At 67.2% G+C, this 26,502-nt stretch carries 29 protein-coding genes; 14 read left to right on the top strand and 15 right to left on the bottom strand.

The genetic code is table 11. The annotated features are described in order from the left end of the window. Nucleotides 1-90 precede the first annotated feature (90 nt). From phnC to P0Y50_02875, 7 genes are all read left to right on the top strand, one after another. Entirely contained in the window at nucleotides 91-900 is an 810-nt protein-coding gene (phnC, locus tag P0Y50_02845) for a phosphonate ABC transporter ATP-binding protein (protein WEK40561.1), read from the top strand. After that, the gene (phnD, locus tag P0Y50_02850; protein WEK40562.1) at nucleotides 897-1,910 is read left to right on the top strand and encodes a phosphate/phosphite/phosphonate ABC transporter substrate-binding protein; all 1,014 of its coding nucleotides are present in this window, start codon (nucleotides 897-899) and stop codon (nucleotides 1,908-1,910) included. Before phnC ends, phnD begins: the two co-directional genes overlap by 4 nt. Beyond that, nucleotides 1,907-2,719: a phosphonate ABC transporter, permease protein PhnE gene (gene phnE / locus P0Y50_02855; protein ID WEK40563.1), complete on the top strand. Its 813-nt coding sequence runs from the start codon at nucleotides 1,907-1,909 to the stop codon at nucleotides 2,717-2,719. Before phnD ends, phnE begins: the two co-directional genes overlap by 4 nt. A gap of 80 nt (nucleotides 2,720-2,799) precedes the next feature. Next, complete coding sequence (locus P0Y50_02860; GenBank protein WEK40564.1) at nucleotides 2,800-3,870, top strand: substrate-binding domain-containing protein; 1,071 nt, start codon at nucleotides 2,800-2,802, stop codon at nucleotides 3,868-3,870. Between the two features lie 83 nt (nucleotides 3,871-3,953). After that, complete coding sequence (gene galU, locus P0Y50_02865; protein ID WEK40565.1) at nucleotides 3,954-4,832, top strand: UTP--glucose-1-phosphate uridylyltransferase GalU; 879 nt, start codon at nucleotides 3,954-3,956, stop codon at nucleotides 4,830-4,832. Nucleotides 4,833-4,958: 126 nt separating this feature from the next. Beyond that, nucleotides 4,959-5,756 carry an enoyl-ACP reductase gene (locus P0Y50_02870; protein WEK41515.1) on the top strand — a complete coding sequence of 266 codons (798 nt, stop codon included), beginning with the start codon at nucleotides 4,959-4,961 and terminating at the stop codon, nucleotides 5,754-5,756. Nucleotides 5,757-5,848: 92 nt separating this feature from the next. After that, entirely contained in the window at nucleotides 5,849-7,021 is a 1,173-nt protein-coding gene (locus P0Y50_02875) for a benzoate/H(+) symporter BenE family transporter (protein ID WEK40566.1), read from the top strand. Between the two features lie 282 nt (nucleotides 7,022-7,303). Here P0Y50_02875 and P0Y50_02880 read toward each other — a convergent pair whose 3' ends face one another. Continuing rightward, complete coding sequence (locus tag P0Y50_02880) at nucleotides 7,304-7,684, bottom strand: DUF3597 family protein (GenBank protein WEK40567.1); 381 nt, start codon at nucleotides 7,682-7,684, stop codon at nucleotides 7,304-7,306. Between the two features lie 53 nt (nucleotides 7,685-7,737). After that, on the bottom strand, nucleotides 7,738-8,454 hold the full coding sequence (locus P0Y50_02885) for a glutathione S-transferase N-terminal domain-containing protein (protein WEK40568.1): 717 nt from the start codon (nucleotides 8,452-8,454) through the stop codon (nucleotides 7,738-7,740). 163 nt (nucleotides 8,455-8,617) lie between these two features. Here P0Y50_02885 and P0Y50_02890 point away from each other — a divergent pair, with 163 nt between their 5' ends. Beyond that, the gene (locus tag P0Y50_02890) at nucleotides 8,618-8,791 is read left to right on the top strand and encodes a DUF1508 domain-containing protein (protein WEK40569.1); all 174 of its coding nucleotides are present in this window, start codon (nucleotides 8,618-8,620) and stop codon (nucleotides 8,789-8,791) included. A 17-nt stretch (nucleotides 8,792-8,808) separates the two neighbouring features. Here P0Y50_02890 and rimM read toward each other — a convergent pair whose 3' ends face one another. From rimM to ffh, 3 genes are all read right to left on the bottom strand, one after another. After that, nucleotides 8,809-9,336 carry a ribosome maturation factor RimM gene (rimM, locus tag P0Y50_02895; protein ID WEK40570.1) on the bottom strand — a complete coding sequence of 176 codons (528 nt, stop codon included), beginning with the start codon at nucleotides 9,334-9,336 and terminating at the stop codon, nucleotides 8,809-8,811. Between the two features lie 69 nt (nucleotides 9,337-9,405). Continuing rightward, nucleotides 9,406-9,957, bottom strand: coding sequence for a 30S ribosomal protein S16 (rpsP, locus tag P0Y50_02900; protein WEK40571.1), 552 nt, complete (start codon nucleotides 9,955-9,957; stop codon nucleotides 9,406-9,408). A 24-nt stretch (nucleotides 9,958-9,981) separates the two neighbouring features. After that, on the bottom strand, nucleotides 9,982-11,532 hold the full coding sequence (ffh, locus tag P0Y50_02905) for a signal recognition particle protein (protein ID WEK40572.1): 1,551 nt from the start codon (nucleotides 11,530-11,532) through the stop codon (nucleotides 9,982-9,984). Between the two features lie 391 nt (nucleotides 11,533-11,923). Between ffh and P0Y50_02910 the strand changes: the two genes are divergently transcribed. Next, on the top strand, nucleotides 11,924-13,129 hold the full coding sequence (locus P0Y50_02910) for a saccharopine dehydrogenase family protein (protein WEK40573.1): 1,206 nt from the start codon (nucleotides 11,924-11,926) through the stop codon (nucleotides 13,127-13,129). A gap of 13 nt (nucleotides 13,130-13,142) precedes the next feature. Then, entirely contained in the window at nucleotides 13,143-14,315 is a 1,173-nt protein-coding gene (locus tag P0Y50_02915) for a carboxynorspermidine decarboxylase (protein ID WEK40574.1), read from the top strand. Nucleotides 14,316-14,354: 39 nt separating this feature from the next. Here the strand turns inward: P0Y50_02915 and P0Y50_02920 are convergent, their stop codons facing one another. The 7 genes from P0Y50_02920 to P0Y50_02950 form a co-directional block, all read right to left on the bottom strand. Continuing rightward, complete coding sequence (locus tag P0Y50_02920) at nucleotides 14,355-15,731, bottom strand: S41 family peptidase (protein ID WEK40575.1); 1,377 nt, start codon at nucleotides 15,729-15,731, stop codon at nucleotides 14,355-14,357. A 139-nt stretch (nucleotides 15,732-15,870) separates the two neighbouring features. Then, nucleotides 15,871-16,950 carry a peptidoglycan DD-metalloendopeptidase family protein gene (locus P0Y50_02925; GenBank protein WEK40576.1) on the bottom strand — a complete coding sequence of 360 codons (1,080 nt, stop codon included), beginning with the start codon at nucleotides 16,948-16,950 and terminating at the stop codon, nucleotides 15,871-15,873. Between the two features lies 1 nt (nucleotide 16,951). Beyond that, entirely contained in the window at nucleotides 16,952-17,416 is a 465-nt protein-coding gene (gene rlmH / locus P0Y50_02930; protein ID WEK40577.1) for a 23S rRNA (pseudouridine(1915)-N(3))-methyltransferase RlmH, read from the bottom strand. A gap of 4 nt (nucleotides 17,417-17,420) precedes the next feature. Continuing rightward, complete coding sequence (rsfS, locus tag P0Y50_02935) at nucleotides 17,421-17,846, bottom strand: ribosome silencing factor (protein WEK40578.1); 426 nt, start codon at nucleotides 17,844-17,846, stop codon at nucleotides 17,421-17,423. Nucleotides 17,847-17,991: 145 nt separating this feature from the next. Continuing rightward, complete coding sequence (locus tag P0Y50_02940) at nucleotides 17,992-18,669, bottom strand: nicotinate-nucleotide adenylyltransferase (GenBank protein ID WEK40579.1); 678 nt, start codon at nucleotides 18,667-18,669, stop codon at nucleotides 17,992-17,994. A 71-nt stretch (nucleotides 18,670-18,740) separates the two neighbouring features. Further along, the gene (locus P0Y50_02945; GenBank protein ID WEK40580.1) at nucleotides 18,741-19,622 is read right to left on the bottom strand and encodes an alpha/beta hydrolase; all 882 of its coding nucleotides are present in this window, start codon (nucleotides 19,620-19,622) and stop codon (nucleotides 18,741-18,743) included. 17 nt (nucleotides 19,623-19,639) lie between these two features. Next, nucleotides 19,640-20,131, bottom strand: a complete 492-nt coding sequence (locus tag P0Y50_02950; GenBank protein ID WEK40581.1) for a Fur family transcriptional regulator — start codon at nucleotides 20,129-20,131, stop codon at nucleotides 19,640-19,642. A gap of 119 nt (nucleotides 20,132-20,250) precedes the next feature. Here P0Y50_02950 and P0Y50_02955 point away from each other — a divergent pair, with 119 nt between their 5' ends. After that, nucleotides 20,251-21,030 (top strand): SapC family protein, encoded by a 780-nt coding sequence (locus P0Y50_02955; protein WEK40582.1) that lies wholly within the window; start codon nucleotides 20,251-20,253, stop codon nucleotides 21,028-21,030. Between the two features lie 62 nt (nucleotides 21,031-21,092). On the opposite strand, the gene P0Y50_02960 is transcribed toward P0Y50_02955, so the two are convergent. The 3 genes from P0Y50_02960 to P0Y50_02970 all read right to left on the bottom strand — a co-directional run bounded on the left by P0Y50_02960 (nucleotide 21,093) and on the right by P0Y50_02970 (nucleotide 23,686). Beyond that, the gene (locus tag P0Y50_02960; protein WEK40583.1) at nucleotides 21,093-21,500 is read right to left on the bottom strand and encodes an acyl dehydratase; all 408 of its coding nucleotides are present in this window, start codon (nucleotides 21,498-21,500) and stop codon (nucleotides 21,093-21,095) included. Between the two features lie 22 nt (nucleotides 21,501-21,522). Further along, the gene (locus tag P0Y50_02965) at nucleotides 21,523-22,554 is read right to left on the bottom strand and encodes an NADP-dependent oxidoreductase (GenBank protein WEK40584.1); all 1,032 of its coding nucleotides are present in this window, start codon (nucleotides 22,552-22,554) and stop codon (nucleotides 21,523-21,525) included. Between the two features lie 337 nt (nucleotides 22,555-22,891). Continuing rightward, nucleotides 22,892-23,686 (bottom strand): response regulator, encoded by a 795-nt coding sequence (locus P0Y50_02970; GenBank protein WEK40585.1) that lies wholly within the window; start codon nucleotides 23,684-23,686, stop codon nucleotides 22,892-22,894. Nucleotides 23,687-23,884: 198 nt separating this feature from the next. Between P0Y50_02970 and P0Y50_02975 the strand changes: the two genes are divergently transcribed. The 3 genes from P0Y50_02975 (at nucleotide 23,885) to P0Y50_02985 (ending at nucleotide 26,499) form a co-directional block, all read left to right on the top strand. Then, on the top strand, nucleotides 23,885-24,088 hold the full coding sequence (locus tag P0Y50_02975; protein ID WEK41516.1) for a NepR family anti-sigma factor: 204 nt from the start codon (nucleotides 23,885-23,887) through the stop codon (nucleotides 24,086-24,088). Further along, nucleotides 24,085-24,696: a sigma-70 family RNA polymerase sigma factor gene (locus P0Y50_02980; protein WEK40586.1), complete on the top strand. Its 612-nt coding sequence runs from the start codon at nucleotides 24,085-24,087 to the stop codon at nucleotides 24,694-24,696. The genes P0Y50_02975 and P0Y50_02980 overlap by 4 nt, the downstream gene beginning before the upstream one ends. 99 nt (nucleotides 24,697-24,795) lie before the next feature. Next, entirely contained in the window at nucleotides 24,796-26,499 is a 1,704-nt protein-coding gene (locus tag P0Y50_02985) for a sensor histidine kinase (GenBank protein ID WEK40587.1), read from the top strand. Nucleotides 26,500-26,502 lie beyond the last annotated feature (3 nt).

Consider the following 26,502-nt stretch of genomic DNA (forward strand, 5'->3'; position numbering starts at 1 on the left):
CGAAATCCCTCGCGCCGTGCGATTAAGACTTGCCCAAACGCCTTCGTCGCGTCATGCGGCGCCCCTTCGCCACAGCCTCCTAGCGAGTTCATGAGTTCATCCGCAGCCGCCGTCGCCCCCGGGCTAGTCCAGGCGCGTGACGTGTCGAAGACCTTCGGATCGCGAAAGGCGCTGGACGGCGTCTCGATCTCGGTCGCCTCGGGCGAGATGGTCGCCCTGATCGGGCCGTCCGGGTCGGGCAAGTCCACCCTGTTGCGCTCCATCACCGGTCTGCAGTCGATCGACGCGGGCAAGGGAACCATCCAGGTCTTCGGCGAAACCGTTCAAAAGGACGGCCGCGTCACCGGCGCCGTGCGCAAGGCGCGCGGCAAGCTGGGCATGATCTTCCAGCAGTTCAACCTGGTCGGCCGCCTCAGCCTGTTCTCCAACGTCATGCTGGGCGCCCTGGGCCGCCTGCCGTCGTGGCAGGGACTTCTGGGGATGTGGCCGCAGGCGGACAAGGACAAGGCCATGGCGGCCATGCACCGCGTCGGCGTCAGCGACTACGCCGCCCAGCGCGCCAACACCCTGTCGGGCGGCCAGCAGCAGCGCGGCGCCATCGCCCGCGCCATCGTGCAGGGCGCCAAGGCCATCCTTGCCGACGAACCGGTCGCCTCGCTGGACCCGGTGTCCGCCCGCAAGGTGATGGAGCTGTTGGTCGAGCTGAACAAGCGCGACGGCCTGGGCGTGATCGTCACCCTGCACCAGGTCGACTACGCCATCCGCTACTGCGACCGGGTCATCGCCTTGCAGGGCGGCAAGATCGTCTATGACGGCCCTTCCACGGCGCTGGACCAAAAGCGCCTGATCGAAATCTACGGTCCCGAGTTCGAGGACGCGTTCTGGGAGACCAAGGCATGAGCCTGTCCCGTATTGCCCCCACCCGCCGTCTGATGGCGGCGGCCGGCGCCGCCGTGATGATCCTGGGCCTGGCCGCGTGTGGCGGCGGCGACAAGAAGACCGCAGGCGGCGCGCCCACGGAACTGACCTTCTCCATTCTGTCGGCGGAAGGCCAGGCCTCGGCCGGCCCGCTGTGGCAGCCGCTGCTGGACGACATGTCCAAGGCCGTCGGCGTGCCGGTGAAACCCTATTTCGGCTCGAACTACACGGTCCTGGTCGAGGCCATGCGCGGCAACCACACCCAGGTCGGCTGGTTCTCGGCCAAGCCTGAGGTCGAGGCCATCGACCGCGCCAACGCCGAGGTCATCGCCCGCACCGTCAACCGCGAGGGTCTGGACAGCTATCAGTCGACCCTGATCGTCAAGAAGGGTTCGGGCATTACGCTGGACAAGGTTCTGGCGTGCGGCAAGCAGTACAATTTCGGCATCGGCGACGCCCAGTCGACGTCCGGCACGCTGGCGCCGCTGACCTTCCTGTTCAATCCTCGCGGCGTGGTTCCCAGCCAGTGCTTCAAGACGGTGCGCTCGGCCAACCACCAGGCCAACGCCTTCGGCGTGGCGACCGGCGTGATCGACGTGGCCACCTCCAACAGCGTCAACACCCTGTTCATGCGCAAGGAGAACCCGCAGCTGGCCGCCCAGGTGGAGGACATCTGGACCTCACCCCCCATCCCAGAGAGCGGCATCGTCGTGCGCGAGGATCTGGACCCGGCGCTGAAGGAAAAAATCCGCAGCTTCTTCCTGACCTATGGCCAGGGCGAAGGCGCCGAGGCCGAGCGTCAGCGCAAAATCCTGGCGGACCTGGAATATTCGCGCTTCGCCGCCGCCGACGACAGCTATCTGGACCCGATCCGCGAGATGATCGCCGACCAGAAGCTGGGCGAGGCCCGCGCCAAGGGCGATGCCGCCGGCACGGCCGCCGCCGAACGCGAACTGCAACGCCTGCGCAGCCTGCGCGAGGTCCGGCCTTGACCGCAGCCGCGTCGCCCGCGCTGGCCATTCCGGCCGCGCCCAAGAAATCGACCCTGGCCTGGGTCGCCGACATTCTGGTCTGGGGCGGCGTGGCGGCCGTCCTGCTCTACAGCATCGACGCGGTGGATCTGGGCAACATCTCGCGCCTGTTCGCGGGCAACGACAGCACCAAACTGTTCGTCCACGACCTGATGCGGCCCGACTTCGCCGACTGGAAGATGTTCGTCGCCAAGATGTGGGAGACGGTCCAGATCGCCCTTTGGGGCACCTTCCTGGCCGTGATCCTGGGCATTCCGCTGGGTCTGGCGGCGGCGCGCAATATCGCCCCCGTCTGGATCGTGACGCCGGTGCGCTGGGTGATGAACCTGCTGCGTTCGGTGCCCGACCTGGTCATCGGCCTGCTGTTCGTGACGGCCGTCGGCCTTGGGCCTCTGGCCGGCGTGCTGGCCATCACCCTGAACACGGCCGGCGTGCTGGCCAAACTGTTCTCGGAAGCCGTGGAATCCATCGACAAGGGGCCGGTCGAGGGCGTGCGCGCCACCGGCGCAGGCAAGCTGCACGAGATCGTCTGGGGCGTGCTGCCGCAGGTGGCGCCGCTATGGACCTCGTTCGCCCTGTACCGTTTCGAATCCAACAGCCGTTCGGCGACGGTGCTGGGTCTGATCGGGGCCGGCGGCATCGGCCAGGTGCTGTTCGACAGCATGAACGCCTTCGATTTCCGCGCCGTCTCGGCCATCGTGATCGTCGTCGTGGTCGCCGTGACCCTGATCGACACCCTGTCGCAGGTCATGCGCCGCCGCCTGCTGTGACGGCGGCGGTTCCGTTCGCGGGACTGTCATAATCCTCTGCTCTAAAGCGTCGCGAAATCGATGCTCAAGGAGAGCCTTGGATGATCCGCACCCTTAAACTGGCGGCTTCGGCCGCCGCCCTTCTGGCGCTTGCGGCCTGCGGCGACAGCAGCGGCGGCGGCGGTTCGTCCTCGGGAACCCGCTCGGGCATCTGGGCGGCGGGTTCGTCCACCGTCTTCCCGTTCGCCACCCGTGTCGCCGAAACCTTCGCCCGCACCTCAAGCGGGGCGGCGCCGCGCGTCGAATCGCTGGGCACAGGCGGCGGCATCCAGGCCTTCTGCCAAGGTGTGGGTCCCAACACGCCCGATATCGCCAACGCCTCGCGCCAGATGAAGGCGTCCGAGTTCGACCTGTGCGCCAAGAACGGCGTCAAGGACATCGTCGAGATCAAGATCGGCTTCGACGGCATCGTCATCGCCACCGCCCGCAACGGCAACGGCTTCAACTTCGAACTGAACGACCTCTATGAAGGTCTGGCCAAGGAAGTCCCCGGAGCCAACGGTCAGTTCGTCGCCAACCCGACCAAGACCTGGAACGATGTGAACAAGGGCCTGCCGAACCAGCGCATCCAGGTCTATGGCCCGCCGCCCACCTCGGGCACGCGCGACGCCTTCCTGGAGCTGGGCATGACGCCGGGCGCCAAGCTGGTGCCGGGGGTCAAGGCCATCGAGGGCGACAAGGATCGGTTCGAAGCCATCGCCCACACCCTGCGCGAAGACGGCGCCTGGATCGACTCGGGCGAGAACGACAACGCCATCGTCCAGACCCTGACCCGCACGCCGGGATCCCTGGGCGTGTTCGGCTATTCCTTCCTGGAGCAGAACCTGGACACGGTGAAGGCCGAGACCATCGACGGCGTCTCGCCCACCGCCGACACCATCGCCAGCGGCGAATACCCGCTGTCTCGCAGCCTCTACATCTATGTGAAGAAGGCCCACATCGGCGTCATCCCCGGCCTGCAGCAGTTCGTGCAGGAGTTCCTGTCGGAAGGTTCGGCCGGCAAGGGCGGCTATCTGGCCGATCGCGGCCTGATCCCACTGCCGGAAGATCAGCTTCAGGCCCAGCGCGCTCTGGCCGCCGCCATGACTCCGATGGCGCGCCCCGCCAAATAGGGGCGGAACCTACAGACGTGCCGCCCCTTCTTTCGCCGGCTCGCACCGGCTAGAAGGGGCGGGATAACTGTCAGGAAACATTGATGACCTCCACGCCCGCGCGTCTGCGCAAGGCCGTACTGCCCGTCGCGGGTCTCGGCACACGGGTTCTGCCCGGCACCAAGACGACGCCGAAGGAACTGCTGAACGTCGTCGATCGACCCATTCTGTCCTACATCGTCGAAGAGGCGCGCGAGGCGGGGATCGAACACATCGTCTTTGTGACCGGCCGCTCCAAAGGCGCCATCGAGGACTATTTCGACCACCAGATCGAGCTTGAGGCCCAGCTGGAGGCCAAGGGCAAGACGGCCATCCTGGAGATGATGAACGCCGAACTGGCCAAGGCCGGCGAGATGAGCTTCACCCGCCAGATGCAGCCCAAGGGCCTGGGCCACGCCGTCTGGTGCGCGCGCGACATCATCGGTCATGAGCCGTTCGCCGTCATTCTGCCGGACGTCATCGTCGATGGTCAGCCGGGCGCGCTGAAACAGCTGGTCGATGTCTATGCCGAAACCGGCGGCAATCTGGTCGGCGTCGAATCCGTCGACATCGCCGATGCCCATAAATACGGCATCGTCGATCCCGAAAGCCGCGACGGCAACCGGATCACCATGAAGGGGATGGTCGAAAAGCCCGCCCCGGGCACGGCGCCGTCCAATCTGTCCATCGCGGGCCGCTACATCCTGCAGCCGGAAATCTTCGATCTGTTGGCGACGCAGGAGCGGGGCGCCGGCGGCGAGATCCAGCTGACCGACGCCATGGACCGGCTGATGCATCAGCAGAGCTTCACCGCCGTCGAATATGAAGGCGTGACCCACGACTGCGGCGACAAGATCGGCCTGTTGCGCGCCAATGTCGCCCTGGCCCTGAAACGCCCGGATCTGGGCGAAGCGGCGCGGGCGGCGATTTCGGCCCTGCTTTAAGGCCCGGGCCACGCCTTACGCCTCACCTGCGGCGGGAGGGTGGGGCGTTGAGCCTGCTGCTCGCCCCTGCTAACCCTCCGACAAATCATCAGGAGACATACAATGGCGACGAGCGAAGGCTGGGACATGCCCACCGGAGACCTCATGAAGGGCAAGAAGGGCCTGATCATGGGGGTCGCGAACTCCAGCTCCATCGCCTGGGGCATCGCATCGCAACTGGCCGCCCAGGGCGCCGAACTGGCCTTCACCTATCTGGGTGAAAGCCTGGAGCGCCGCGTGCGCCCCCTGGCCGAAAGCGTCGGCGCTCGCTTGCTTATCCAGGCCGACGTCACCGACGACGCCTCGATGGACAAGGCGTTCGAGGAACTGGAGAAGGAATTCGGCACGATCGACTTCGTCGTCCACTCGGTCGCCTTCGCCAACAAGGACGAGCTGAAGGGTTCGTTCGTCGACAACACCACGCGCGACAGCTTTCTGTTGGCCATGAACATCTCGGCCTTCAGCTTCGTGGACGTGGCCAAGCGTTCGGCCAGGCTGATGCCCAACGGCGGCTCGATGATCACCCTGACCTATCTGGGGTCGGAACGGGTCATTCCGAACTACAACACCATGGGCGTGGCCAAGGCCGCGCTGGAGGCCGCGACCCGCTATATCGCGCGCGACCTGGGACCGAAGAACATCCGCGTCAACGCCATCTCGGCGGGCGCCATGCGCACCCTGTCGCTGGCGGGGATTTCGGGCGGACGCGGCCTGCACTCCAAGTCGGCGCAGTTCTCGCTGATCAAGGAAGAGACCTCGATGGAGGGCGTCGCGGGCGCGGCCCTGTGGCTGTGCTCGGACCTGGGCCGGTCGACCACGGGCGAAGTCGTCCACGTCGATGCGGGCTTCCACGCCGTCGGCCTGCCGGAAGACATCGAAGCCTGATCCGGACGGATCGGTGAACAAGGAGGGGCCGTCGGATCACCGACGGCCCTTTTTGCTTTCGGGGCGCCACGGCCCCGCCTATCCGTAGAGCCATGACGACGCCGCGCCTGCCCCCGCCCGCCAGCTTCTCCGCCGCCGCCGTGGCCACCGTCATCGGCTTCGGCGGCACGGTCGCTCTGGTCGTCCAGGCGGGTCAGGTGCTGGGGGCCAGCCCCAACCAGATCATTTCGATGGTGACGGCCCTGTGTCTGGGCATCGGCCTGCCGGGGATGCTGCTGAGCTGGCGGTTCAGGATGCCGGTCGTGCTGGCCTGGTCGACGCCGGGTGCGGCTCTGCTGGCGGCCTCCACGCTGGGTCTGGGGTGGGCCAACGCCGTCGGGGCCTTCGTGTTTGCGGCCCTGTTGATGGTGCTGACGGGGCTGCTACCCGTGTTGGGGCGGCTGGCGCAGAGGATACCGGCATCCGTGGCCTCGGCCATGCTGGCGGGCGTGCTGCTGCCGTTCGTGCTGAGGTTGTTCAAGGTCGCGCCGGAAGAGATGGGCCTGGCGGTCGGACTGCTGGCCGTCTTCATCGTCACGCGGCGGATCTGGCCCGCCTGGGCCCTGCCTGCCGTGCTGGTCGTCGCCTTTGCGGCGCTGGGTTTCAGGGGGGAGATCGGCCTGCCGCCGGGGACAGGCTTGTTCGGCGGTCTGTCCCCGGTCATGCCCGCCTTCGACTGGACAGTCGCGGTCAGCCTGGGTCTGCCGTTGTTTCTGGTCACCCTGGCCTCGCAAAACCTGCCGGGACTGGTGGTGTTAAGAGCCGCCGGATATGAGCCGTCCGCCAACCGCCTGATCTTCGCCACAGGCCTGACCAGCCTGATCGCGGCTCCGTTCGGGGCCCACGGCGTCAATCTGGCCGCCATCACCGCCGCCATATGCACCGGGCCGGACGCCCATCCTGATCCAGCGAAACGATGGATTGTCGGGGTCATCTATGGTGGGTTTTATGTGGTGGTGGCGCTGTTCGCGGCGCCTCTGGCCGGACTGTTCATAGCCATGCCGCCTGCGGTGCTGGCGATCATAACGGGCTTGGCCCTGATCGCCGCCCTGACCGGGGCGCTGGGGGCCATGCTGGCCAAGCCGGACGAGCGGGAGGCGGCCGTCCTGACCTTCGCCGCCACGGGATCGGGCGTCGCCCTGTTCGGGATCGGCTCCGCCTTCTGGGGGCTGGTCGTGGGGTTCGCCGCCCTGGCGGCGATGCGCTGGATCAGACCGACGGCCTGACCCAGCGTCGCTTCTTTCTTTGGCCTACCGCGCTCCGCGCTGCTTGAGGCCGGCTATTTGGCCTACCGCGCTTCGCGCTGCTTGAGGCCGGCTATTTGGCCTACCGCGCTTCGCGCTGCTTGAGGCCGGCTATTTGGCCTACCGCGCTTCGCGCTGCTTGAGGCCGGCTATTTGGCCTACCGCGCTTCGCGCTGCTTGAGGCCGGCTATTTGGCCTACCGCGCTTCGCGCTGCTTGAGGCCGACTATTTGGCCTACCGCGCTTCGCGCTGCTTGAGGCCGGCTTAGTCGCGCAGCGAGGCCGGGACCTGGCCGCCGTTTTCGGCCAGCTTGCGCCAGACCGCCTTGGACAGGGCGATGTTCTGTTCGGCCGAGCCGTGTTCCCCAGCGTGGACGTTAAGCTCCTCGGCCAGTTCCTTGCGGGCAGACAGGCTGGAATCGAGGTCGAGCAGCTTCAGCAGATCGACGATCGAGGTGCGCCAGTTGCCGCCGCCGCCCTTGTTGGCCGCCAGACCGCTCAGAACGGCTTCGACGTCGACAGGCGGCAGGGCCGCGGGCGCAGCAGTCGGCGCAGCGCCTGCCGGCGCGGCGGTCGGTGCAGGGGCCGGAGCCGCCGCAGGCTTGTGGTTGGTGATCTTGTTCCAGATCGAAGAGAAGATGCCCATTGGGGAGTGGCTCCTGTTGAGGTTGCGGACTAACGCAACCGGAACAGTATGGTTCATGTTCGTGACGGAATCTCAAGCCCGCGTTTCACAGCCGGCCGGGCCAGCCCGCGCTCCAGCCACGCGGCGACGTGCGGGAAATCCTTGAACCCCACGATATCGCCCGCCTCATAGAAGCCGATCAGGTTGCGGACCCAGCCCAGGGTGGCGATGTCGGCGATGGAATAGTCGCCGACGATCCAGTCGCGGGGCGCGCCGCCCTCGTTGGCCAGCCGCGTCTCCAGCACGCCCAGCAGACGACGGGATTCGGCGACGTAGCGATCGCGCGGGCGCTTGTCCTCATATTCGCGACCGGCGAAGCGGTGGAAAAAGCCCAACTGGCCGAACATCGGGCCGACGGCCCCCATCTGGAACATCAGCCACTGGATCGTTTCGTAGCGGGTCGCGGGATCGGCCGAGAGCAGTTTGCCGCTCTTCTCAGCCAGATAGATCAGGATGGCGCCGGATTCGAACAGGGCCAGCGGCTGGCCGCCGGGACCATCGGGGTCGATGATGGCGGGGATCTTGCCATTGGGGTTCAGCGACAGAAACTCCGGTCCCCAGGTTTCATTGGCCATGATGTCGATCAGGTGCGGCTCATAGGCCAGGCCGATCTCTTCCAGCATGATGGAGACCTTCACCCCGTTGGGCGTCGGCAGCGAATAGAGCTGGATGCGGTCGGGATGCTGGGCGGGCCAGCGCCGGGTGATCGGAAAGACGGACAGGTCGGTCATGGGGGCGAACCTTTGGCGGTTGAACCTCCCATGTCGGTAGGGCGCCGCGCTTTAGCAACCGCGTTGGGCGCCGTTTTGATCGCGCGCTTGTGTCTGGAACCGCACACGCAGCGGCGCCAGCTTGGCCGTGACCGACAGTCGGTCGAAGTCATGGAGACGCCCGATGGCGCACAAGTTCGAAGTCTATAAGGACAAGGCGGGCGAATACCGCGTCCGCTTCAAATACAATTCCGAGATCATCTTCTCGACCGAAGGCTATTCCGACAAGTCGGGCGCCAAACGGGCGATCGAATCGATCAAGAAACATGTCGGCGACGCGCCGGTCGAGGACGCATAAGGACGAAGCAGCCTGCCCTAGTCGGGTTCGCGCTCGCCCACCTCGGTCGGCGGCGCCGCCATTAACCAGCCGTCGGCCAGATGCAGTTCGGGCGTGGCTTCCTTGGTGAAGGGCAGATACCAGGTCGGGCCGCCCGTCTCGGGCGCGATCTCCAGCATGTCGTCGGCGCCGAAGTTCTGGACCGACTTCACCGCGCCCAGCACGGCGCCGGCGACATCGCGTACCTCCACGCCTAGAAGATCCGCGAGATAGAACTCGTCCTCTTCCGGCTCAGGAAAGCGGTCGCGGGGCACGTGCAGCTTCAGACCGCGCAGGGCGTCGGCCTGTTCCTTTGTGGCGATCTCCTTGGCGCGGCCGACGACGCCGTTCTTGTCGGGCCGGGTCGAGGTCAAGGTCAGGGCCACGGAACCATCGGCGCGCAGCAGCGGGCCATAGGCGGTCAGGGCCAGGGGATCGGCGGTGAAGGCGGTCACCCGCACCTCGCCCCGCACCCCGAAACCGCCGCCGACCTGGCCGACGAGGATCAATCTGCTGTCCGTGGTCATCTCTGTCCTTAACGCATGAAAAAGGCGGCGCCGAAAGACGCCGCCTCGATCATCGTCGAACCGAAAGGCTTAGCCTTCGGCCTTTTCCTCGGTGGCTTCGGCAGCCGGAGCCTCTTCAGCGGCGACGTCAGCGGCCGGGGCCTCTTCGGCAGGGACGTCTTCAGCAGCGGGGGCGTTCTTGGCGGCTTCGGCGGCGGCGGCGGCCTCTTCCTTGGCGCGGGCGGCGGCTTCAGCGGCCTCGACCTTGGCGGCGGCTTCGGCTTCCAGGCGGTCGGCTTCGCGCTGGGCGCGCTCGGCGGCGCGCTCTTGCGCCTTCTTGCCGGGCTGGGCCTTGTTCGGGTTGTTGGACTGGGTCCACTTGACCTTCTGGCCCAGGGTCTCGTCCTGCGACAGGAAGCGAGCGACGCGGTCGGTCGGCTGGGCGCCCTTGCCGAGCCATTCGGCGATGCGTTCAACCTTCAGTGCGACGCGCGGCTGGGCGCCGTCCTTGGGCAGCATCGGGTTGTAGGAGCCGACCTTCTCGATGAACTTGCCGTCGCGGGGCGAGTGCGAGTCGGCGACGACGATGTGGTAGTAGGGGCGCTTCTTGGCGCCGCCGCGGGCCAGACGAATCTTCAGCATTTCAAGTCTCTTTCTAGGAAGTCGTTATTTCTTGGGAGGGAAGCCGGGAAGGCCCGGAAGGCCTCCCGGAAGTTGTCCGCCGCCCCCGAGAGGGTTTCCAAGCCCGGCGAGCCGGTCCTGGATGGCTTTCAGATCGTCGGCGGAGGGTTCGGCCATCTTGCCGCCGCCCAGCGCCTTGAGGCGGGCCATGTCGGGGCCGCCGCCGCCCATGCCGGGCATTCCGCCGCCGAGACCGCCCAGCATGGCGGCCATCTGCTGCATCTTCTTGGGTCCGCCGCGCGCCATCGACTTGACCACATCGGCCATCTGGCGGTGCTGTTTCAGAACCCGGTTCACGTCCTGCACATCGACCCCTGCGCCCGCCGCGATCCGCTTCTTGCGGCTGGCGTTCAGCAGGTCCGGCTTCTTGCGCTCGGCCTTGGTCATGGAGGAGATGATGGCTTCCTGACGCAGGATCATGCGGTCGTCGATGCCGCTGTCGGCCATCTGGTTCTTCATCTTGGCCACGCCGGGCAGCATGCCCATGATGCCCTGAAGACCGCCCATCTTCTTCATCTGCTGAAGCTGACCGGCCAGATCGTCCAGATCGAACTGGCCCTTGGCCAGCTTCCTGGCCATCTTCTCGGCCTTGGCCTGATCCAGGTCCTGGCTGGCCTTTTCGACCAGGGCGACGATATCGCCCTGCCCCAGGATGCGGCCGGCGACGCGGCGGGCGTCGAAGACGTCCAGCGCATCGACCTTTTCGCCGGCGCCTAGATATTTGATCGGCAGGCCGGTGACGGCTCGCATCGACAACATGGCGCCGCCGCGCCCGTCGCCGTCGGCGCGGGTCAGGACCAGACCCGTCAGGGGCAGGCGCTCATGGAAGGCCTTGGCCGTGCGGACCGCGTCCTGGCCGGTCAGGCTGTCGGCGACCAGCAGGGTCTCGACCGGCTTGGAGATCTCGGCGACCTCGGCCACCTCGTTCATCAGCCCTTCGTCCAGGGTGATGCGGCCGGCGGTGTCCAGGATCAGAACGTCGAAGCCCTGAAGCTTGGCGGCGGTCAGGGCGCGCCTGGTGATCTGGACCGCGCTCTCGCCCTGAACGATGGGCAGGGTCGCGACCTCGATCTGTTTGCCCAGGGTGGCCAGCTGCTCCATCGCGGCCGGACGGCGCGTATCGAGCGAGGCCATCATGACCTTCTTGCGATCGAACTTGGTCAGGCGCAGCGCCAGCTTGGCCGAGGTCGTGGTCTTGCCCGAGCCCTGCAGACCGGCCATCAGCACGACGGCGGGCGGATTGGCGTTGGTATTAAGAGGGACAGGCTCTTCGCCGCCCAGCATCTCGATCAGGCCGTCATAGACGATCTTGACCACCTGGTCGGCGGGCTTGACCGAACGGATGACTTCTTCGCCGGTGGCGCGTTCGGTGGCGAAGGCGATGAATTCCTTGACGACCGGCAGGGCGACGTCGGCCTCGAGCAGGGCCACGCGCACCTCGCGCATCGCCTCGGCGACATCCTTTTCGGACAGGGCGCCGCGGCCGGTGATCCGGTCGAAGACGCCTGTCAGCCGCTCGTTCAGAGCCTCGAACATTCACTACCTCATATCGACGGGTGAAACGGCTCCATACGACAACGGCCCCCGGCGACGATCACGTCGGCGGAGGGTTCTCGCCCACCTCGTTCCTTTTTGCGGGCTATCGGCCTTGCGGCCTGCTTGAGCCCGAGAGGGCTGTGCTCAAGCAGCGCGAAGCGCGGTAGCACGACAAAAAAGCTGTCGTGTGGGTGGAGACGCGAGGTTCACTTGCGTCGGAAGCGGCGGCTTATGAAGGAAAACAGGCGAGAAGGCAACCACGGCGAGTCAATCGCGCTATAAGCCCGGTGCGCGCCAAGGCATTTAGCGGATTGTCATCATCGTGCTAAGAGCCGCGCCCTTTATAGGGGCGGCGTTGTCGCCAGGGTTTCAGACTTCGGGAGAAGCACGAATGAGCAAGGTGCTGGTTATCGGCGCAGGCGGCGTCAGTTCGGTGGCCGTCCACAAGATGGCGATGAATACGGACATCTTCTCGCATATCACCCTGGCCAGCCGCACCAAGTCCAAGTGCGACGCCATCGCCGAGTCCGTGAAGTCGCGTTTCGGCGTGACCATCGACACGGCGGCCATCGACGCCGACGACGTGGCGGCGACCACGGCGCTGATCCAGTCGGTCCAGCCCCAACTGGTCGTGAACCTGGCCCTGCCCTATCAGGACCTGTCGATCATGGACGCCTGTCTGGCGGCGGGCGTCGACTATCTGGACACCGCCAACTACGAGCCGCGCGACGAGGCCAAGTTCGAATACAAGTGGCAGTGGGCCTATCAGGACCGCTTCAAGGACGCCGGCCTGATGGCGCTGCTGGGTTCGGGCTTCGACCCCGGCGTGACCTCGGTCTTCACCACCTACGTCAAGAAGCACCTGCTGGATTCCATCGAGACGCTGGACATCCTGGACTGCAACGGCGGCGACACCGGCCTGCCCTTCGCGACCAATTTCAACCCCGAGATCAACCTGCGCGAAGTGACCGCCAACTCGCGTCACTGGGAGAACGGCCAGTGGGTCGAGGGCCCGGCGCTGAGCCACAAACAGACTTTCGACTTCGAGGGCGTGGGTCAGAAGAACATGTACCTCATGTATCATGAGGAGCTGGAATCGCTGGCGAAATTCTATCCAGAGATCAAGCGCATCCGCTTCTGGATGACGTTCGGCGACAGCTATCTGAAGCACCTGGAGGTGCTGGAAAACATCGGCATGACCTCGATCGAGCCGATGGCGTTCCAGGGCCGCGAGATCATTCCGATCGAGTTCCTGAAGGCCCTGCTGCCGGAACCCGCCTCGCTGGGTCCGATCACCAAGGGCAAGACCAATATCGGCGTCATCGCCACCGGCCTGAAGGACGGGGTCAGGAAGACGGTTTACGTCAACAACATCTGCGACCACGAAGAGGCCTATGCCGAGACCGGCAACCAGGCCGTCAGCTATACCACCGGCGTTCCGGCCATGATCGGCGCGGCCCTGATGGTGACGGGCCAGTGGAAGGGCGACGGCGTGTTCAACATGGAGCAGCTGGACCCCGATCCCTTCATGGACATGCTGAACCAGCACGGCCTGCCGTGGAAGGTTCAGGACCTGGACGCCCCTCTGGACTTCTGATCGGAGCCGCTGAATGCAGACCCAGGCCGGCGATCCGGGCGCCTTTGCGCATTTCGACCTGAACCGCGTCGCCTCGCCCGCCTTCGTGGTGGACGAGGCGGCCATCCGTCGCAATCTGTCCGTGCTGAAGGGCGTGCGCGACGGGGCGGAGGCGCGCGTACTTCTGGCGCTGAAGGCGTTTTCGATGTGGTCGCTGGCCGATGTGGTCGGCGAATACCTCGACGGGGTCTGCGCCTCGGGCCTGTGGGAGGCGCGGCTGGCGCGCGAGTTCTACAAGGGCGAACTGACGACCTATTCGCCGGCCTATACGGCGGAGGACCTGCCCGAGATCCTGCGTCTGTCGGACCACGTCATCTTCAACAACCCGGCCCAGATCGCCCGGTTCGCCGACCTGATCGCGGCGGCGCGGACAGACGGCCAAGTGTTCGAGATCGGCCTGCGGCTGAACCCCGAACATTCGGAAGGCGAGGTCGCCAAATACGATCCGGCCCAACCCTGTTCGCGCCTGGGCTTTCCGGTGTCTCAGCTGACGGCCGAGCATCTGATCGGCGTCGATGGCCTGCATATGCATGCGCTGTGCGAGCAGGATTTCGAACCCCTGTCGCGCATCTGGGCGGCGGTGGAGCCCAAGCTCCAGCCGCTGCTGGGCGGGATCAAATGGCTGAACCTGGGCGGGGGCCACCACATCACCCGCGCCGATTATCAGCGGGACGACCTGATCGCCTTCGTGCGCGATCTGCAGGCGCGTCATGGGGTTCAGGTCTATCTGGAGCCGGGCGAGGCCGTGGCGCTGGACGCCGGCATCCTGATCGGCGAGGTGCTGGACGTGTTCGACAACGGCATGCCCATCGGCATCACCGACATCTCCGCCACCTGCCACATGCCCGATGTGATCGAGGCGCCCTATCGTCCCGCCCTGCTGGGCGAGCCCGATCAAGGCGTGACGGTGCGGTTGGGCGGCCCGTCGTGCCTGGCCGGCGACATCATCGGCGACTATGTCTTCGCCGAGCGGCCGACGCCCGGAACGCGGATCGCGTTCCTGGATCAGGCCCACTATTCGATGGTCAAAACCAACACCTTCAACGGCGTGCCACTGCCCTCCATCGTGCTGTGGAACTCGGAGACGGACGCGTTGAGGACGGTGCGGGACTTCGACTATTCGGCCTTCCGCGATCGCCTGTCCTAGGCGCAAGAAAAAAGGCGGCTCGCGCCGCCCTTTCCCGACCTATTCTTCCTTGGGTTCGTCCGCCGCCGGGGCGGCGTCGGGCTTGGGCGTCGAGCCCGGTTCGGTGACGACGATCCCTTCCGGCGCCTTGGGCAGTTTCGTCAGGTCGCCGCCGGCGCGCAGCACATCCAGCGCCCGTTCCAGCTGATAGTCCTTTTCCTTGTCGAACTTGTCGCCCGGCGCCTCGCGCGGCGTGTGCGGCCCCTTGCGCTCGGCGCCGATGGAGGCGTCCAGCGCCGTGGCGTAGGCGGCCTCGGAATAGATGAAGCTGGAGCGCGAGACGATGCGGGCCTCAGCCTCCGAACGGGCGACCTCCAGGTCCGGTTCGATGCCGATCTTCTGGATCGAGGCGCCCGAGGGGGTGTAGTAGCGCGCCGTCGTGATCGACAGGGCGCCGTCCTGGCCCTGACGCAGCGGAATCACGGTCTGGACCGACCCCTTGCCGAAGCTGGTCAGGCCCACGACGGTCGCGCGCTGATGATCCTTCAGGGCGCCGGCGACGATCTCGGACGCCGAAGCCGAGCCGTAGTTGACCAGAACGACCAGCGGCAGCCCGCCGGTGATGTCGCCCGGCTTGGCCGAATAACGCTGGATCTGCTCAGGCTTCCTGCCCCGCTGGCTGACGATCTCGCCGCGCTCCAGGAAGGCGTCGGACACGTCGATGGCGGCGTTCAGCAGGCCGCCGCCGTTATTCCGCAGGTCCAGGACATAGCCCTTCACGCCCGGCTTCTCGGCCTTGATCTTGGCGATGGCCTCGTTCAGCTCGCGGCCGGTGTTCTCGTTGAAGGTCGAGACGCGCAGATAGCCGAAATCGCCCTCGACCCGGCCCGTGACCGACTGGACCTTGATGACCTCGCGGGTCAGGACGACCTCCAGCGGGTCGGAGCCGTCGCGCAGGAAGGTCACCTTGACGCTGGTGCCCACCGCGCCGCGAAGCTTCTCGGACACCTGGCTGACCGTCAGGCCGGCCGCGTTCTGGCCCTCGATGGAAGAGATGACGTCGCCCGCCTGGACCCCGGCCTTGGCGGCGGGGCTGTCGTCCATCGGCGAGATGACCTTCACCATCCCGCCGTCGGCGCTGATGGTCAGGCCGACGCCCGAATACTGACCCTCGGTGCGTTCGCGCAACTCGTTGTAGTTGGACGGCGGCAGATAGTTGGAGTGCGGGTCCAGGGCGGTCATCATGCCCGCCAGCGCCGCCTCGATCAGCTTCTTGTTGTCGACCGGAACGACATAGGCCTGCTCCAAGATGCCGACCACGTCGCCGAACAGCTCCAGCATGCGGAAGGTTTCGTTGCGAGGGGTCTGGCTTGAGACAGCAGCGGCGGAGCCGCCGAGCACCAGTGCGGCGCAGCCGACGAGGAGCAGTTTACGCATTCGGTCTCTTTCGGTCGGGCCGATCATTCAAGGCGCCCGTTGGAAGGGTAAGGCCCCGCAGACACGACCAAATCGTGGCGACGCGGCGTCCCGCCGATAAAATCAGCGTCGGAGGATAATGCAAAGGACTATTGCAGGTTCAGCGCAACCACGGCCCCGGATCAATTGGCCGTTCGTCGCGACGCAGTTCGAAATAGACGTCGCCGTCCGGGCCGCTGCGGCCCAGGGTCTGGCCGTCCGCGACACGCGCGTCGCCGTGGACGTCGACGCTTTCAAGCCCCGCGATGACGGCGCGCCAGCCCGGGCCCAGGTCCAGCACCACCACCTGCCCCCATCCGGCCAGCGGCCCGGCATAGGCGACCTTGGCGTCGGCGGGCGCCTTGACCGCAGCGCGGTCCGCGCGCCATCGCCAGCCGGAGGTCCCCTGCCCCCAGGTCTGGGTCGGGGCGCCGCCGACCGGCGGGCTGAGGCGGGCGCGGTTGGCGGGCAGGCGCGCCGTGGGCGTCTCGACGGCCTCGGCCTGGGGCACGGCGCCGCCCAGTTCGCGGATGCGGCGTTCCAGAACATCGGCGGCGCGTTCGGCGGCGCGCGCCTCGGCGTTCAGGACGGCGGTCAGGGCGGTCTTGCGCGATGTCAGCCCCTCGATCTCGGCCCGACGGTCCCCTTGGGCGCTCTCGGTCGTCAGCAGCCGTTCCGAGGACAGGACGGCCAGGCGCCGGATGCGCATGATCTCGGCCTGACGCGCCGCCAGGGCCTGGGCGCGGGTCTCCAGGTCCGGCGTCATGGCCTTGAGCAGGATGGAGGCGCGCACCGTGTCGATGGCCTTGTCCGCCGGAACCAGCAGCGGCGGGGGCGGGCGGCGGCTCATCATCTGCAGCGCGCTGAGCAGGCGGCTCTGGGCGCCGCGTTCACGGGCCAGACTGGACACCAGCTCGGCCTCGCGCTCGCTGAGTTGCCGCAGGCGCGCGCGCTGATCGTCGATCTGGCGGTCGTCGTTGCGCGCATCGGCTCTCAGGGTCGCCAGCCGGCGCTCCAGCTGCGCCAGTTCGGCCTTGGCGGCGTCGGCGTCGGCGCGCAGACGCCGGGCGCGCACCGCCTCGTCGCGGTATTCGGCCTGGATGCGCGACAGCTCGTTTTCCGGCGCCTGACGGCTCATGGCCGGGGCGGCGCAGACGAAACCCGTCAGCAAGGCGAGGGAAAGAGGAAGGGCGCGACGCATCTCAGTCGCGATGATAGGGAGATCCGGCCAGGATGGTCACGGCCCGATAAAGCTGTTCCGCCAGCATGGCGCGGGCCAGGGCGTGAGGCCAGGTCTGGGGACCGAAGGCCAGGGTCGAGGCGGCGGCGGCCCGCACGCTCTCGTCCAGCCCGTCCGCCCCGCCGATGGCGAAGACCAGCCGACGTTCGCCCTGATCGCGCAGTTTGGCGACATGGTCGGCGAAGGCGCGCGAGGAATAGGTCTTGCCCCGTTCGTCGCAGGCGATCAGGTGCGCGCCCTCGGCGGCGGCCAGGATCAGTTCGGCCTCCGGCGCCTTGCCGGGCTTCCTGGGTTCCAGATCGATCAGTTCGAGAGGGCCGAGGCCCAGCGCGCGCCCCGCCAGGGTGGCGCGCCGGGCGTAGTCGTCGGCCAGCGTCGTCTCGGGGCCCCGGCCCGGCCGGCCGATGGCGACGATGCCCAACTTCATGGGGTCAGTCGCGCGCGGTGCGGTGGGCGGAATCGACCGCCCAGATCTTCTCGATGTTGTAGAAGGTGCGGACCTCGGGGCGGAACAGGTGGACGATCACGTCGCCGACGTCGATCAGCACCCAGTCGCAGTGTGGCAGGCCCTCGACCTTGGCCTTGCCCAGCCCCTGTTCCTTCAGGGTGCGCAGCAGGTGGTCGGCGATGGCGCCGACGTGACGGTGCGAGCGGCCGGACGCCACGATCATGGTGTCAGCCATGGCGCTCTTGCCCTTCAGGTCGATCAGGACGAGATCCTGGGCCTTGTCCTCGTCGAGGCGGCTCAGCAGGGCTTCTTCCAGCGGGGTCGAGCCGACGGGGCGCGGCGCGGCATCGCCGATAGCCAGGTTGGAGTCTGAGCCGTCTTCGGAATGGAGAGGTTCGATAGGGTCCATCTCGTGCGCCGTATTCGAAACGGCGGCGTCTTGCGTATCGTACGCGGGCGAGGGGGTCAGCGGAGGGCTCCGGGAGCGTTGACTAAAGACCTCCTCTAGCACGGATGGGCCGAAACGTGAACCGGCGCCGCAATCAGGCCGCCGTTTATGCCGCTGGGGGCTCGGTCGGGCGACGCGGCCCCGCGCTGCGGATAGCCGTCGATGACAACGGATTCAGCGGAGCGGTCAGATAGGTCCAGGCCGGGGCGGACAGGCTGGGCAGCAGGCCCGCCTCGCGCTCCGGCACGCGGAAGCCGGCGAACCGGGCGGCCGCCGGCGCCGTGCGACTGTCCAGCAGCGAACCCGGTCGGGCGATCACCGCGACCGGCATCAGCCGCATGATGTCGGTCCAGCCGCGCCAGCGGTGGAAGCTGGCCAGATTGTCCGATCCCATCAGCCAGACGAAATGCACGCCAGGATGCCGCGCGACCAGAAGGCGCAGGGTGTCGACCGTCCAGCCCGTTCCCGCCCGGCTCTCGAAGTCCGAGACGATCATGGACGGTCCGTGGGCGTGGGCGCGGGCCGAGGCCATACGCTCCACCAAAGGCGCGCTGTGGCGAGCGTCCTTCAGCGGATTCTGCGGCGAAACCAGCCAGACCACACGATCCAGGCCCAGGCGGCGTCTGGCGGTTTCCGCAACATGGGCGTGGCCGTCGTGCGCCGGATTGAACGAGCCGCCGAACAGGCCGACCTTCATCCCCGGCGCCAGGATCAACCCGTCGCGCAGCGCCCCGGAACGGGGGCCGGCGCCTTTGGGCGCGGGACCGGCGTGGAAGAAGGACAAGCGGCGTCTCGGGGAGTTATGCTCAGCGGCGTCCTTATAACGCGGGACTTTGTTCAGCCTACAGAAATCATTCAGACGGCCGCGTCGAACAGGGCGTCACGCGCCACATCGGCATGGGTCATGGGAAACAGATGCCCGCCGCCGGGAACCACATCGACCCTGACGTTGGGCAGGCCGCGCGGCGCCGCGGGCAGCTGGGTCAGGGCCCCATGCTCGGCCTTCAGGATATGGACGGGGCCGGGATAGCGGCGCAGGGCGCGCCAGGGATCGTGCGCCTGGGCGGCGTAGTTGGCCGCCTCCCACGCCGGGGCGGCGGCCAGATCGAAGCCGTCCGCGCCCGGCGCGGCGATCAGTCCCTCGGACAGGTAATCGGCCAGCACCCCGTCGGGCCATCCCTTGAAGGCGCCTCGCCCGCGATAGGCCGCCATGGCCTGTTCGCGGCTGTCGAAGCGGCTGCGACGCCGACGCGCGGCGGTCGCGATGGGAATATGTTCCACGAACCGATGGGCGAACGGCAGATTGAAGGCCATGACCGCCGCCCGTTTCCAGATCACCGGATCGAACAGCACCAGGCTGGAGACGCGCTCGGGCCGTTCGGCCGCCGCCAGCAGCGAGGCGGTTGCGCCCATCGAGTGACCGGCCATGACCACCGGCGGCCCCGCCACAGCCGCCAACAGCGCCAGCAGATCGTCGCGATGATCGCGCCAGCTGGTCTTGGGTCGGGCGAAAGTCGGCAGGGTCGAGCCCCCATGGCCCCGCAGGTCCGGCGCCCAGATGCGCAAGCTGGTCGACAGCGGCGACAGCAGCCGACGATAGGTGGCGGCGTTGAACCCGTTGGCGTGGCTGAAGATCAGATCGACGGGCCGGTTCGGATCGCCGAAGTCCAGCACCGCCATCTCGCCTGCGCCCCAGCGGTTGTCGATGGGCACGGACAGGCGACGCGGCGGGGACATCAGCGCCGCGTCCATGATCACGCCGCCTCGCGACAGGCGGCGCAGCGGCCATGGGCCTCTATGGTGGTGCGGGCGATGGCGTAGCCGGCGGCCGAGGCGGCGACCGCCATGGCGCCTTGGTCCGGCCCGCTGACCTCGCGCGTCGCGCCGCAGCAGTCGCAGATCAGGAAGGCGGCGGCGTGGATGGCGTCGCCTTCGTCGCTGCTGCAGGCGACATAGGCGCTGATGGAGGCGATGCGGTGGGCCATGCCCAGTCGCTCCAGGAACTCCAGCGCGCGATAGACGGTGGGGGGTTTGGCGGCCTGGCCGTCCTCGCCGAAGCGGGCGATCAGATCATAGGCCTTGACCGGGCCTCCGGCCTCCAGCAGCAGGGCCAGGACGCGGCGGCGCTGGGCGGTCATCCGCTCGCCGTCCTTGACCGCGCGCGCCTCGGCCAGGGCGAGGGCGCGATCCAGCGCGCCGCCCTTCAGGCCGGAATGGTCGTGATCGTGATCGCAGGCGCTGCCCATGGCCCACAGCTAATGGCTGAACCCTTCCGCTGCAACCGACGCATCACGGGTTTGCCGCTGAGGCGGGCTTGGGCTAGAAGGCGCGCCTCATATCTCATTATCCAGAGCGTCCTCGCTTCATGACCGACACGAACAACTCGCCGCTCGAAGGCAACGTCCTCTTCTATGTGAATCCTGAGCCGCTGGATCAGGGCGCTCATGCGAACCTGGGCGTCAATCCGACCGACAAGCCCTACGCCTTCGTGGCCCAGACGAACATCGTGCCGCTGACGGTCACCGAGTTCGCCGCCGCCGCCCTGTCCTATCCGATCATCTTCACCGGCGACAACCGCCAGCCGGTCGTGGTGATGGGCCTGCGCCAGGGCGAGAACCTGTTCGTCGCCGATGACGGCGAGTTCCGCGCCGACGCCTATGTGCCCGCCTATGTGCGCCGCTATCCGTTCGTCTTCGCCGACGACAAGCAGAACCAGCGCCTGATCCTGTGCATCGACCGCGGCGCCGCCATCGTGACCGAGGGCGGCGAGAACCCGCTGTTCGTCGACGGTCAGCCCAGCGACTACACCAACATGGCCATGGAGTTCTGCAACAACTTCGAACAGGAGCGCCAGCGCACGGAAAGCTTCGTCCAGCTGATCAAGGATCTGGACCTGCTGGACACGCGCGACGCCGTGTTCACGCCGCGCAACCCCGACGGCACGCCGGGCGAACCGCAGAAGCTGGCCGAATATTATGCGGTGTCGGAAGACAAGCTGCGCGCCCTGCCGGCCGAGAAGCTGGCCGAACTGCGCGACAACGGCGCCCTGGGTCAGATCTACGCCCACCTGGTGTCACTGCTGGGCTGGGATCGTCTGATCGCCCTGGCCTTCCTGCGCCAGGCCCAGTCGACGACCGTCAACTAGGACGGACGGTCAGCTCCAAAAGAAACGCCCCGACGGTTCGCGCCGTCGGGGCGTTTTTCGTTTCAGCGACGGGAGAAGACCGCGCGCGTCAGGCATGAGAAGACCAGCCGCCCCGCCTCGTCCAACAGGTCGTGCGAAGCGATGACGATGCCCTTCTCGTCGCCGACCGGATCCTTGCCCATCACCGTCATCCGCCCGCGCAGCAGCTCGCCCGCCGGGGGATTGCGCATGTAACGCAGGCCGTCGACGGCCAGGACCTTGGTCTGGGCCCATCCGCCCGACTTGTCGGCGGCCAGGCGGCTCCACAACACATAGACCATGGCGTCGGGCGCGCCGTAGGCCGGGTCCCAACCCGGGGCGAATCGCTCCACGAAGACCTCCAGCGCCGCCTGATCGACCGCGCAGGCGCCCAGGGGCACGACCTGCCCCACTTCCAGGTCTTCGAAATGGACGTGCAGCGGGTCGCTCATGCGCGGGCCTTTCGGGACGGGGTCAGGCGGGTTCCTCGGAAACCCGGACCAGCAGCTTGCCGTCGTGATCGCCGGTGAACAAGCGATTCAGCGAATCGACCGCCCCGTCCAGGCCGTCGTCGACATGCACCTTCCACTTCACCCGCCCGTCGGCCAGCCACGGCCCCATTTCGGCGACCATCTCCCTGGCCCGCCCGGCGTAGTCCAGCACGAGGAAGCCCTGGACCTGAAGCCGGTGGGTGATGATGCGCGAGAAATTCGGCGAAGGCGGCGCCTTGGTCGCATTGTAGGCCGAGACCAGGCCGCACACCGCCATCCGGCCATGCACCTTGAGGCGGTTGAACACCGCGATCATGATGTCGCCGCCGACGTTTTCGAAGTTCAGGTCGATGCCGTCGGGGGCCACCCGGTCCAGCGCCTCGCCAACATCCTCGTTCTTGTAGTCGATGGCCGCATCGAAGCCGAGTTCGTCGGTCAGCCAAGCGCATTTCTGTGGTCCGCCGGCGATGCCGATGACCCGGCATCCGCGCTGTTTGGCGATCTGGCCGGCGATGGAGCCGACCGCGCCGGCCGCCGCCGAAATGACGATGGTCTCGCCGGCCTTGGCTTTCAACACGTCGGTCACGCCGAAATAGGCGGTCAGGCCGGTCATGCCCAAAACCGACATATTGGCCGTCAGCGGCAGGCCCGGCGCGCGGTGGACGGGACGCAAGCCGCCCTCAGGGATCACGGCGTAATCGGCCCAGCCGCCCGAGGCCGGCATGACCACGTCGCCGGTCTTGAAGCGGTCTGACCTGGACGCCTCGACCACGCCCAGGGTCAGGCCGCGCATGACCTCGCCCAGACCCACCGGCGGCAGATAGCCCTCGATGTCGTTCATCCAGGTGCGGTTGGTCGGGTCCAGCGACAGATAGACGGTGCGGACCAGCACTTCGCCCTCGCCCACGTCCGGCACGGGGGTCTCGACCAGTTCCAGGTCGCCGGGCTGGATCAGACCCCTGGGTCGCTGACGCAGCACCCACTGCCGGTTCATCTTGCCGTCTTGCGAAGTCATCAGCATCACTCCCGAAGGTTTTCTTTGACCACCATCTTGAGCCGAGTAAGGCGACGGGTCGAGGCGAGGCGCAAGAAAAAAGCGGTCCTTTCGGACCGCCTTGAAGTGGCATCATCGAGAATGAGGTGCGGAGGCAGCATGACCGGCCTGGGCCAGTCAAGTCGGGGGGCGTCGCCGCCTCCACATGCCGATAACGACGCCGTCTGGCGGCGGTTCCCGGTGCGGCTCTTTTTCTTTTGCGCGTCGTTCGCGCGTCGAAGGGCCCCAGGCGCATAAACGAAAAAGGCCGTGTCGCCGTGGGCGAACAAGGCCTTCTCAGCGTCGGTGGATTCGGGCTTTAGGCGGCCTGTTTCTGACGCGACGGATGGAAGAACAACGCCTGACTGATCGCCGCCTTCACCGTCTCGGGTTGGAACGGCTTGGTGATCAGGAAGGTCGGCTCAGGGCGCTCACCCGTCAGCAGACGCTCCGGGAAGGCGGTGATGAAGATCACCGGCACATCCAGCGTCTTGAGGATGTCCTTCACTGCGTCGATGCCGGACGACCCGTCGGCCAGCTGTATGTCGGCCAGAACCAGGCCCGGCTTGTGACGGGCGACGGCGTCGATGGCCTCGTCATGAGTGGTGGCGGTGCCGGTGACGCGGTGGCCCAACTCCTGCACCAGGCTCTGGATATCGGCCGAGATGATCGCCTCGTCCTCGATCACCAGAACGTCGGTGGCCAGTTCGGCGTCGATGTCGGCCTGGGCGTCGGCGATCAGGCGCTCGACGTCGCGCGGGTCTGCCGACAGGATCTGAGCCGCCTCGGACGGGGTGAACCCCTCCAGCGCGGTCAGAAGGAAGGCCTGGCGCGAGCGGGGCGCGATACGCAGCAGACGCTGCGAGGCGTCGCTTCCGGTCGTTTCAAGGCCGCCGGCTTCCAGCTGCGCCCCGGTCGAGGACCAGATGGCGTGAAACACATGATACAGGGCCACCCGCGGCGTCATGTCCGAGGACAGTTGCTGCTCGCCCGCCGCCAGGGCTTCGAGCGCCACGCGCACATAGTTGTCGCCCGTTGATTGATCGCCGGTCAGGGCGCGAGCGTAGCGGCGCACATAAGGAAGGTGCGGCGCGAGTCTAGCCAAAAGGCTCATTCAGATAGTCCCCGACAAATCTCCGCCGTCCCGGCAAGGGAAAGCGCTACAGCGGCATTGAACGTATCATATCGGTCGCGGTTCCCCAGATTACATCAAGCTTGAGCATAAAATCTCCTGAAGGCAGGAACCGCCGGGCAAGGATGGCGTTAAGCGCTGGCATCTCTGCGACGACGTTGGGTGGGCCTTGTTCTGTCTATGATTGATTCTATCGACTCCTCGCGCGCCCCGGGCGCAGACACCAAAGGGGAGGCCGGCCTCGAAGAAGCGCGTCTTCGCCAACAGGCCATCGGCGTGAAGCTGCGGCATATGTTCGACGAGGTCGTCAACGAACCGGTCCCCGACGAGTTCCTGGAAATCCTGAAGCGCGCCGACGCCAAGGCTGCGGAAAGCCCCGCATGAGCACCTCACGCCTGGGAGCGGCCCCCAAGCCGGCGTCCGCCGACGACGAAGGCTTCAAGCGCGAACTGGTCCTGCTGATCCCGCATCTGCGCGCCTTCGCCCGAACCCTGACCGGCGATCCCACCGCCGCCGACGATCTGGCGCAGGACGCCATGATGAAGGCCTGGGACGCCCGCGCCAGCTATCAGATGGGCACCAACATGAAGGCCTGGACCTTCATGATCCTGCGCAACCAATTCTATTCCGAAAAGCGACGGTCGTGGCGGCAGTCGCAACTGGACCAGGAAGCGGCTGAACGCACCCTGGTCGCCGTGGACGATCCCGAGGCGCCCGTCGCGCTGGACGAACTGCGTCAGGCGCTGAAGACCCTGCCGGAAGAGCAGCGCGAAGCCCTGATACTGGTCGGCGCCGGCGGGTTCGCCTACGAGGAAGCGGCCGAAATCTGCGGCTGCGCGGTCGGCACGGTCAAGAGCCGGGTCAGCCGCGCGCGCCGGGCCCTTCAGGCCACATTGGAACGCGGCGGTTACAGCCGCGACGGCCAAGCGGCCGGCGAGGCTATGCGCACCATTCTGGGCGAGGCCGACAGGCTGGCCGGCGCACGGAGCTGATCGACGGTGAATGCGCCGTCTGACGCCACACGGCCCCGACTGGCCAGAGCATGGACGAAGGACCGATTCCAGGGCATTCGCTTTCGGCTGGGCGCGGCCATGGCCATGGCTCTGCTGCCGATCTTCGTCCTCAGCCTGATCCAGACCCAGGCGGATTTCCGTCGCCAGGCCGAGGATCGCCAGGTCGATCTGCAACTGGCGGCGGAACGCAGCGCTTCTGACGCCAAGGCCCAGCTGGACAGCGCTCAGGTCCTGCTGCGCGCCCTCAGCCCCGACGCCGCCGGCCCCTATTGCCCGGCGCGCCTGACCAACCTGGTCGGTCGGCTGGACGGCTATGAGGGGCTTTATCGCATCAGTCCGACCGGCGAGGCGACCTGCGCCTCCGGCCGACCCGCCGGCCTGCGATCCGGTGTGGCGCCGGCGGCGAACTCCCAATGGTTTCAGCGGCTGCGCAACGGCGAAGACATGGTGGTCATGCGCGCGCCGGACGACGCCGGCTATCGCGCCGCCCTGATCGTGGCGACACGGGCCGAGCGGCCGATGGGCCGTTTCGACGGGGCCATGGTGGCGGTGATCCCCCTGTCGGCGCTGCAACCCGATCTGGATGATCCCGCCCTGCCCTCCGGGTCCCAGGCGGCCCTGACCGACGGCGCCGGACGCATTCTGACGGCCAGCGAGGCCGGGGTCTTCCACCTGTCGGGCGGGGATGACCTGGCGGGCTGGGTGTCGCGGGCGCGGGCGGACGGGTCGGCGGTGTTCGAGGCGCGCGACGCGGGCGGCGAACGGCGCGACTACGCCGGCGCGGCCCTGGCCGGCGGCGACCTCTACGCCCTGCTGTCCGCGCCATCCCAGGGATGGCTGTCCTGGGCGCGGCTCAATCCGATCGGCACGCTTCTGCTGCCTCTGGGCGCCTGGCTGACCGCGTTCGCGGCGGTGATGCTGCTGTCCGAACGCATCTTCATCCGCTGGCTGGACTATCTGGAGCGGGTGGCGGCCATCTATACGCGCGGACGGTTTTCCGTGCGGCCGCTGCAGGCCATGAACGCGCCCGCCGAAATCCGCACCATGGCCAAGACCCTGGACGAGATGGCCGAAGCCATCACCGTGCGCGACCGGGAACTGACCGACGCCCTGGCCGAGAAGGACGCGCTGATGCGCGAAATCCATCACCGGGTGAAGAACAATCTTCAGATCATCTCGTCCCTGCTGTCGATGCAGCAACGGGCTCTGACCGACGCTCCCGCCAAGGCGGCGCTGGGCGACACCCGTCAGCGGATTTCGGCCCTGGCCCTGATCTATCGCACCCTCTACCAGAGCGCCGACATTCGTCACGCGGATGCGCGTGAGTTCCTGAATGAACTGGTTGGCCAGTTGATCGCCAGCGAAGCCGGGCGCGGCCCCGTGGTGATCAGTTCGGTGGACGCCGATTCCCTGCATGTCGACCCGGACAAGCTGGCGCCGCTGGCGCTGTGGCTGGTCGAGGCTGTGACCAACGCCCAGAAGCACGCGTTTGCGCTGAACGGCGGCGAGCTGAAAGTCCGCTTCCGTGTTCAGGGCGACACGTCGGTTCTCGAGGTCGAGGACGACGGCCCCGGCGCGCCGGCCGGCGCCGAGGTCGGGGTCGGACGCACCCTGATGAGCGCCTTCGCCAAACAGCTGCGCGGCGAGACCGAATTCGTGGCGGCGCCGGGCGGCGGAACCATCGCCCGCATGACCTTCGCCACGCCCGAGGCGTTGATGCCGGTCGACCCTGCCGACAAGTCGTCGGTCGAAAAAGGAACCGGAGCCGTGGGGTCGCGTTGATAC

It is taken from the genome of Candidatus Brevundimonas colombiensis (genome assembly GCA_029202665.1).
Classification (GTDB): domain Bacteria; phylum Pseudomonadota; class Alphaproteobacteria; order Caulobacterales; family Caulobacteraceae; genus Brevundimonas; species Brevundimonas colombiensis.

Bases quoted from the DNA above. Each gene is read 5' to 3' on its own strand.
- phnC (WEK40561.1), top strand. From the start codon at position 91: ATGAGTTCATCCGCAGCCGCCGTCGCCCCCGGGCTAGTCCAGGCGCGT.
- phnD (WEK40562.1), top strand. From the start codon at position 897: ATGAGCCTGTCCCGTATTGCCCCCACCCGCCGTCTGATGGCGGCGGCC.
- P0Y50_02860 (WEK40564.1), top strand. From the start codon at position 2,800: ATGATCCGCACCCTTAAACTGGCGGCTTCGGCCGCCGCCCTTCTGGCG.
- galU (WEK40565.1), top strand. From the start codon at position 3,954: ATGACCTCCACGCCCGCGCGTCTGCGCAAGGCCGTACTGCCCGTCGCG.
- P0Y50_02870 (WEK41515.1), top strand. From the start codon at position 4,959: ATGCCCACCGGAGACCTCATGAAGGGCAAGAAGGGCCTGATCATGGGG.
- P0Y50_02875 (WEK40566.1), top strand. From the start codon at position 5,849: ATGACGACGCCGCGCCTGCCCCCGCCCGCCAGCTTCTCCGCCGCCGCC.
- P0Y50_02880 (WEK40567.1), bottom strand. From the start codon at position 7,684: ATGGGCATCTTCTCTTCGATCTGGAACAAGATCACCAACCACAAGCCT.
- P0Y50_02885 (WEK40568.1), bottom strand. From the start codon at position 8,454: ATGACCGACCTGTCCGTCTTTCCGATCACCCGGCGCTGGCCCGCCCAG.
- P0Y50_02890 (WEK40569.1), top strand. From the start codon at position 8,618: ATGGCGCACAAGTTCGAAGTCTATAAGGACAAGGCGGGCGAATACCGC.
- rimM (WEK40570.1), bottom strand. From the start codon at position 9,336: ATGACCACGGACAGCAGATTGATCCTCGTCGGCCAGGTCGGCGGCGGT.
- rpsP (WEK40571.1), bottom strand. From the start codon at position 9,957: ATGCTGAAGATTCGTCTGGCCCGCGGCGGCGCCAAGAAGCGCCCCTAC.
- ffh (WEK40572.1), bottom strand. From the start codon at position 11,532: ATGTTCGAGGCTCTGAACGAGCGGCTGACAGGCGTCTTCGACCGGATC.
- P0Y50_02910 (WEK40573.1), top strand. From the start codon at position 11,924: ATGAGCAAGGTGCTGGTTATCGGCGCAGGCGGCGTCAGTTCGGTGGCC.
- P0Y50_02915 (WEK40574.1), top strand. From the start codon at position 13,143: ATGCAGACCCAGGCCGGCGATCCGGGCGCCTTTGCGCATTTCGACCTG.
- P0Y50_02920 (WEK40575.1), bottom strand. From the start codon at position 15,731: ATGCGTAAACTGCTCCTCGTCGGCTGCGCCGCACTGGTGCTCGGCGGC.
- P0Y50_02925 (WEK40576.1), bottom strand. From the start codon at position 16,950: ATGCGTCGCGCCCTTCCTCTTTCCCTCGCCTTGCTGACGGGTTTCGTC.
- rlmH (WEK40577.1), bottom strand. From the start codon at position 17,416: ATGAAGTTGGGCATCGTCGCCATCGGCCGGCCGGGCCGGGGCCCCGAG.
- rsfS (WEK40578.1), bottom strand. From the start codon at position 17,846: ATGGACCCTATCGAACCTCTCCATTCCGAAGACGGCTCAGACTCCAAC.
- P0Y50_02945 (WEK40580.1), bottom strand. From the start codon at position 19,622: ATGTCCCCGCCGCGTCGCCTGTCCGTGCCCATCGACAACCGCTGGGGC.
- P0Y50_02950 (WEK40581.1), bottom strand. From the start codon at position 20,131: ATGGGCAGCGCCTGCGATCACGATCACGACCATTCCGGCCTGAAGGGC.
- P0Y50_02955 (WEK40582.1), top strand. From the start codon at position 20,251: ATGACCGACACGAACAACTCGCCGCTCGAAGGCAACGTCCTCTTCTAT.
- P0Y50_02960 (WEK40583.1), bottom strand. From the start codon at position 21,500: ATGAGCGACCCGCTGCACGTCCATTTCGAAGACCTGGAAGTGGGGCAG.
- P0Y50_02965 (WEK40584.1), bottom strand. From the start codon at position 22,554: ATGACTTCGCAAGACGGCAAGATGAACCGGCAGTGGGTGCTGCGTCAG.
- P0Y50_02970 (WEK40585.1), bottom strand. From the start codon at position 23,686: ATGAGCCTTTTGGCTAGACTCGCGCCGCACCTTCCTTATGTGCGCCGC.
- P0Y50_02975 (WEK41516.1), top strand. From the start codon at position 23,885: ATGATTGATTCTATCGACTCCTCGCGCGCCCCGGGCGCAGACACCAAA.
- P0Y50_02980 (WEK40586.1), top strand. From the start codon at position 24,085: ATGAGCACCTCACGCCTGGGAGCGGCCCCCAAGCCGGCGTCCGCCGAC.
- P0Y50_02985 (WEK40587.1), top strand. From the start codon at position 24,796: ATGGCCATGGCTCTGCTGCCGATCTTCGTCCTCAGCCTGATCCAGACC.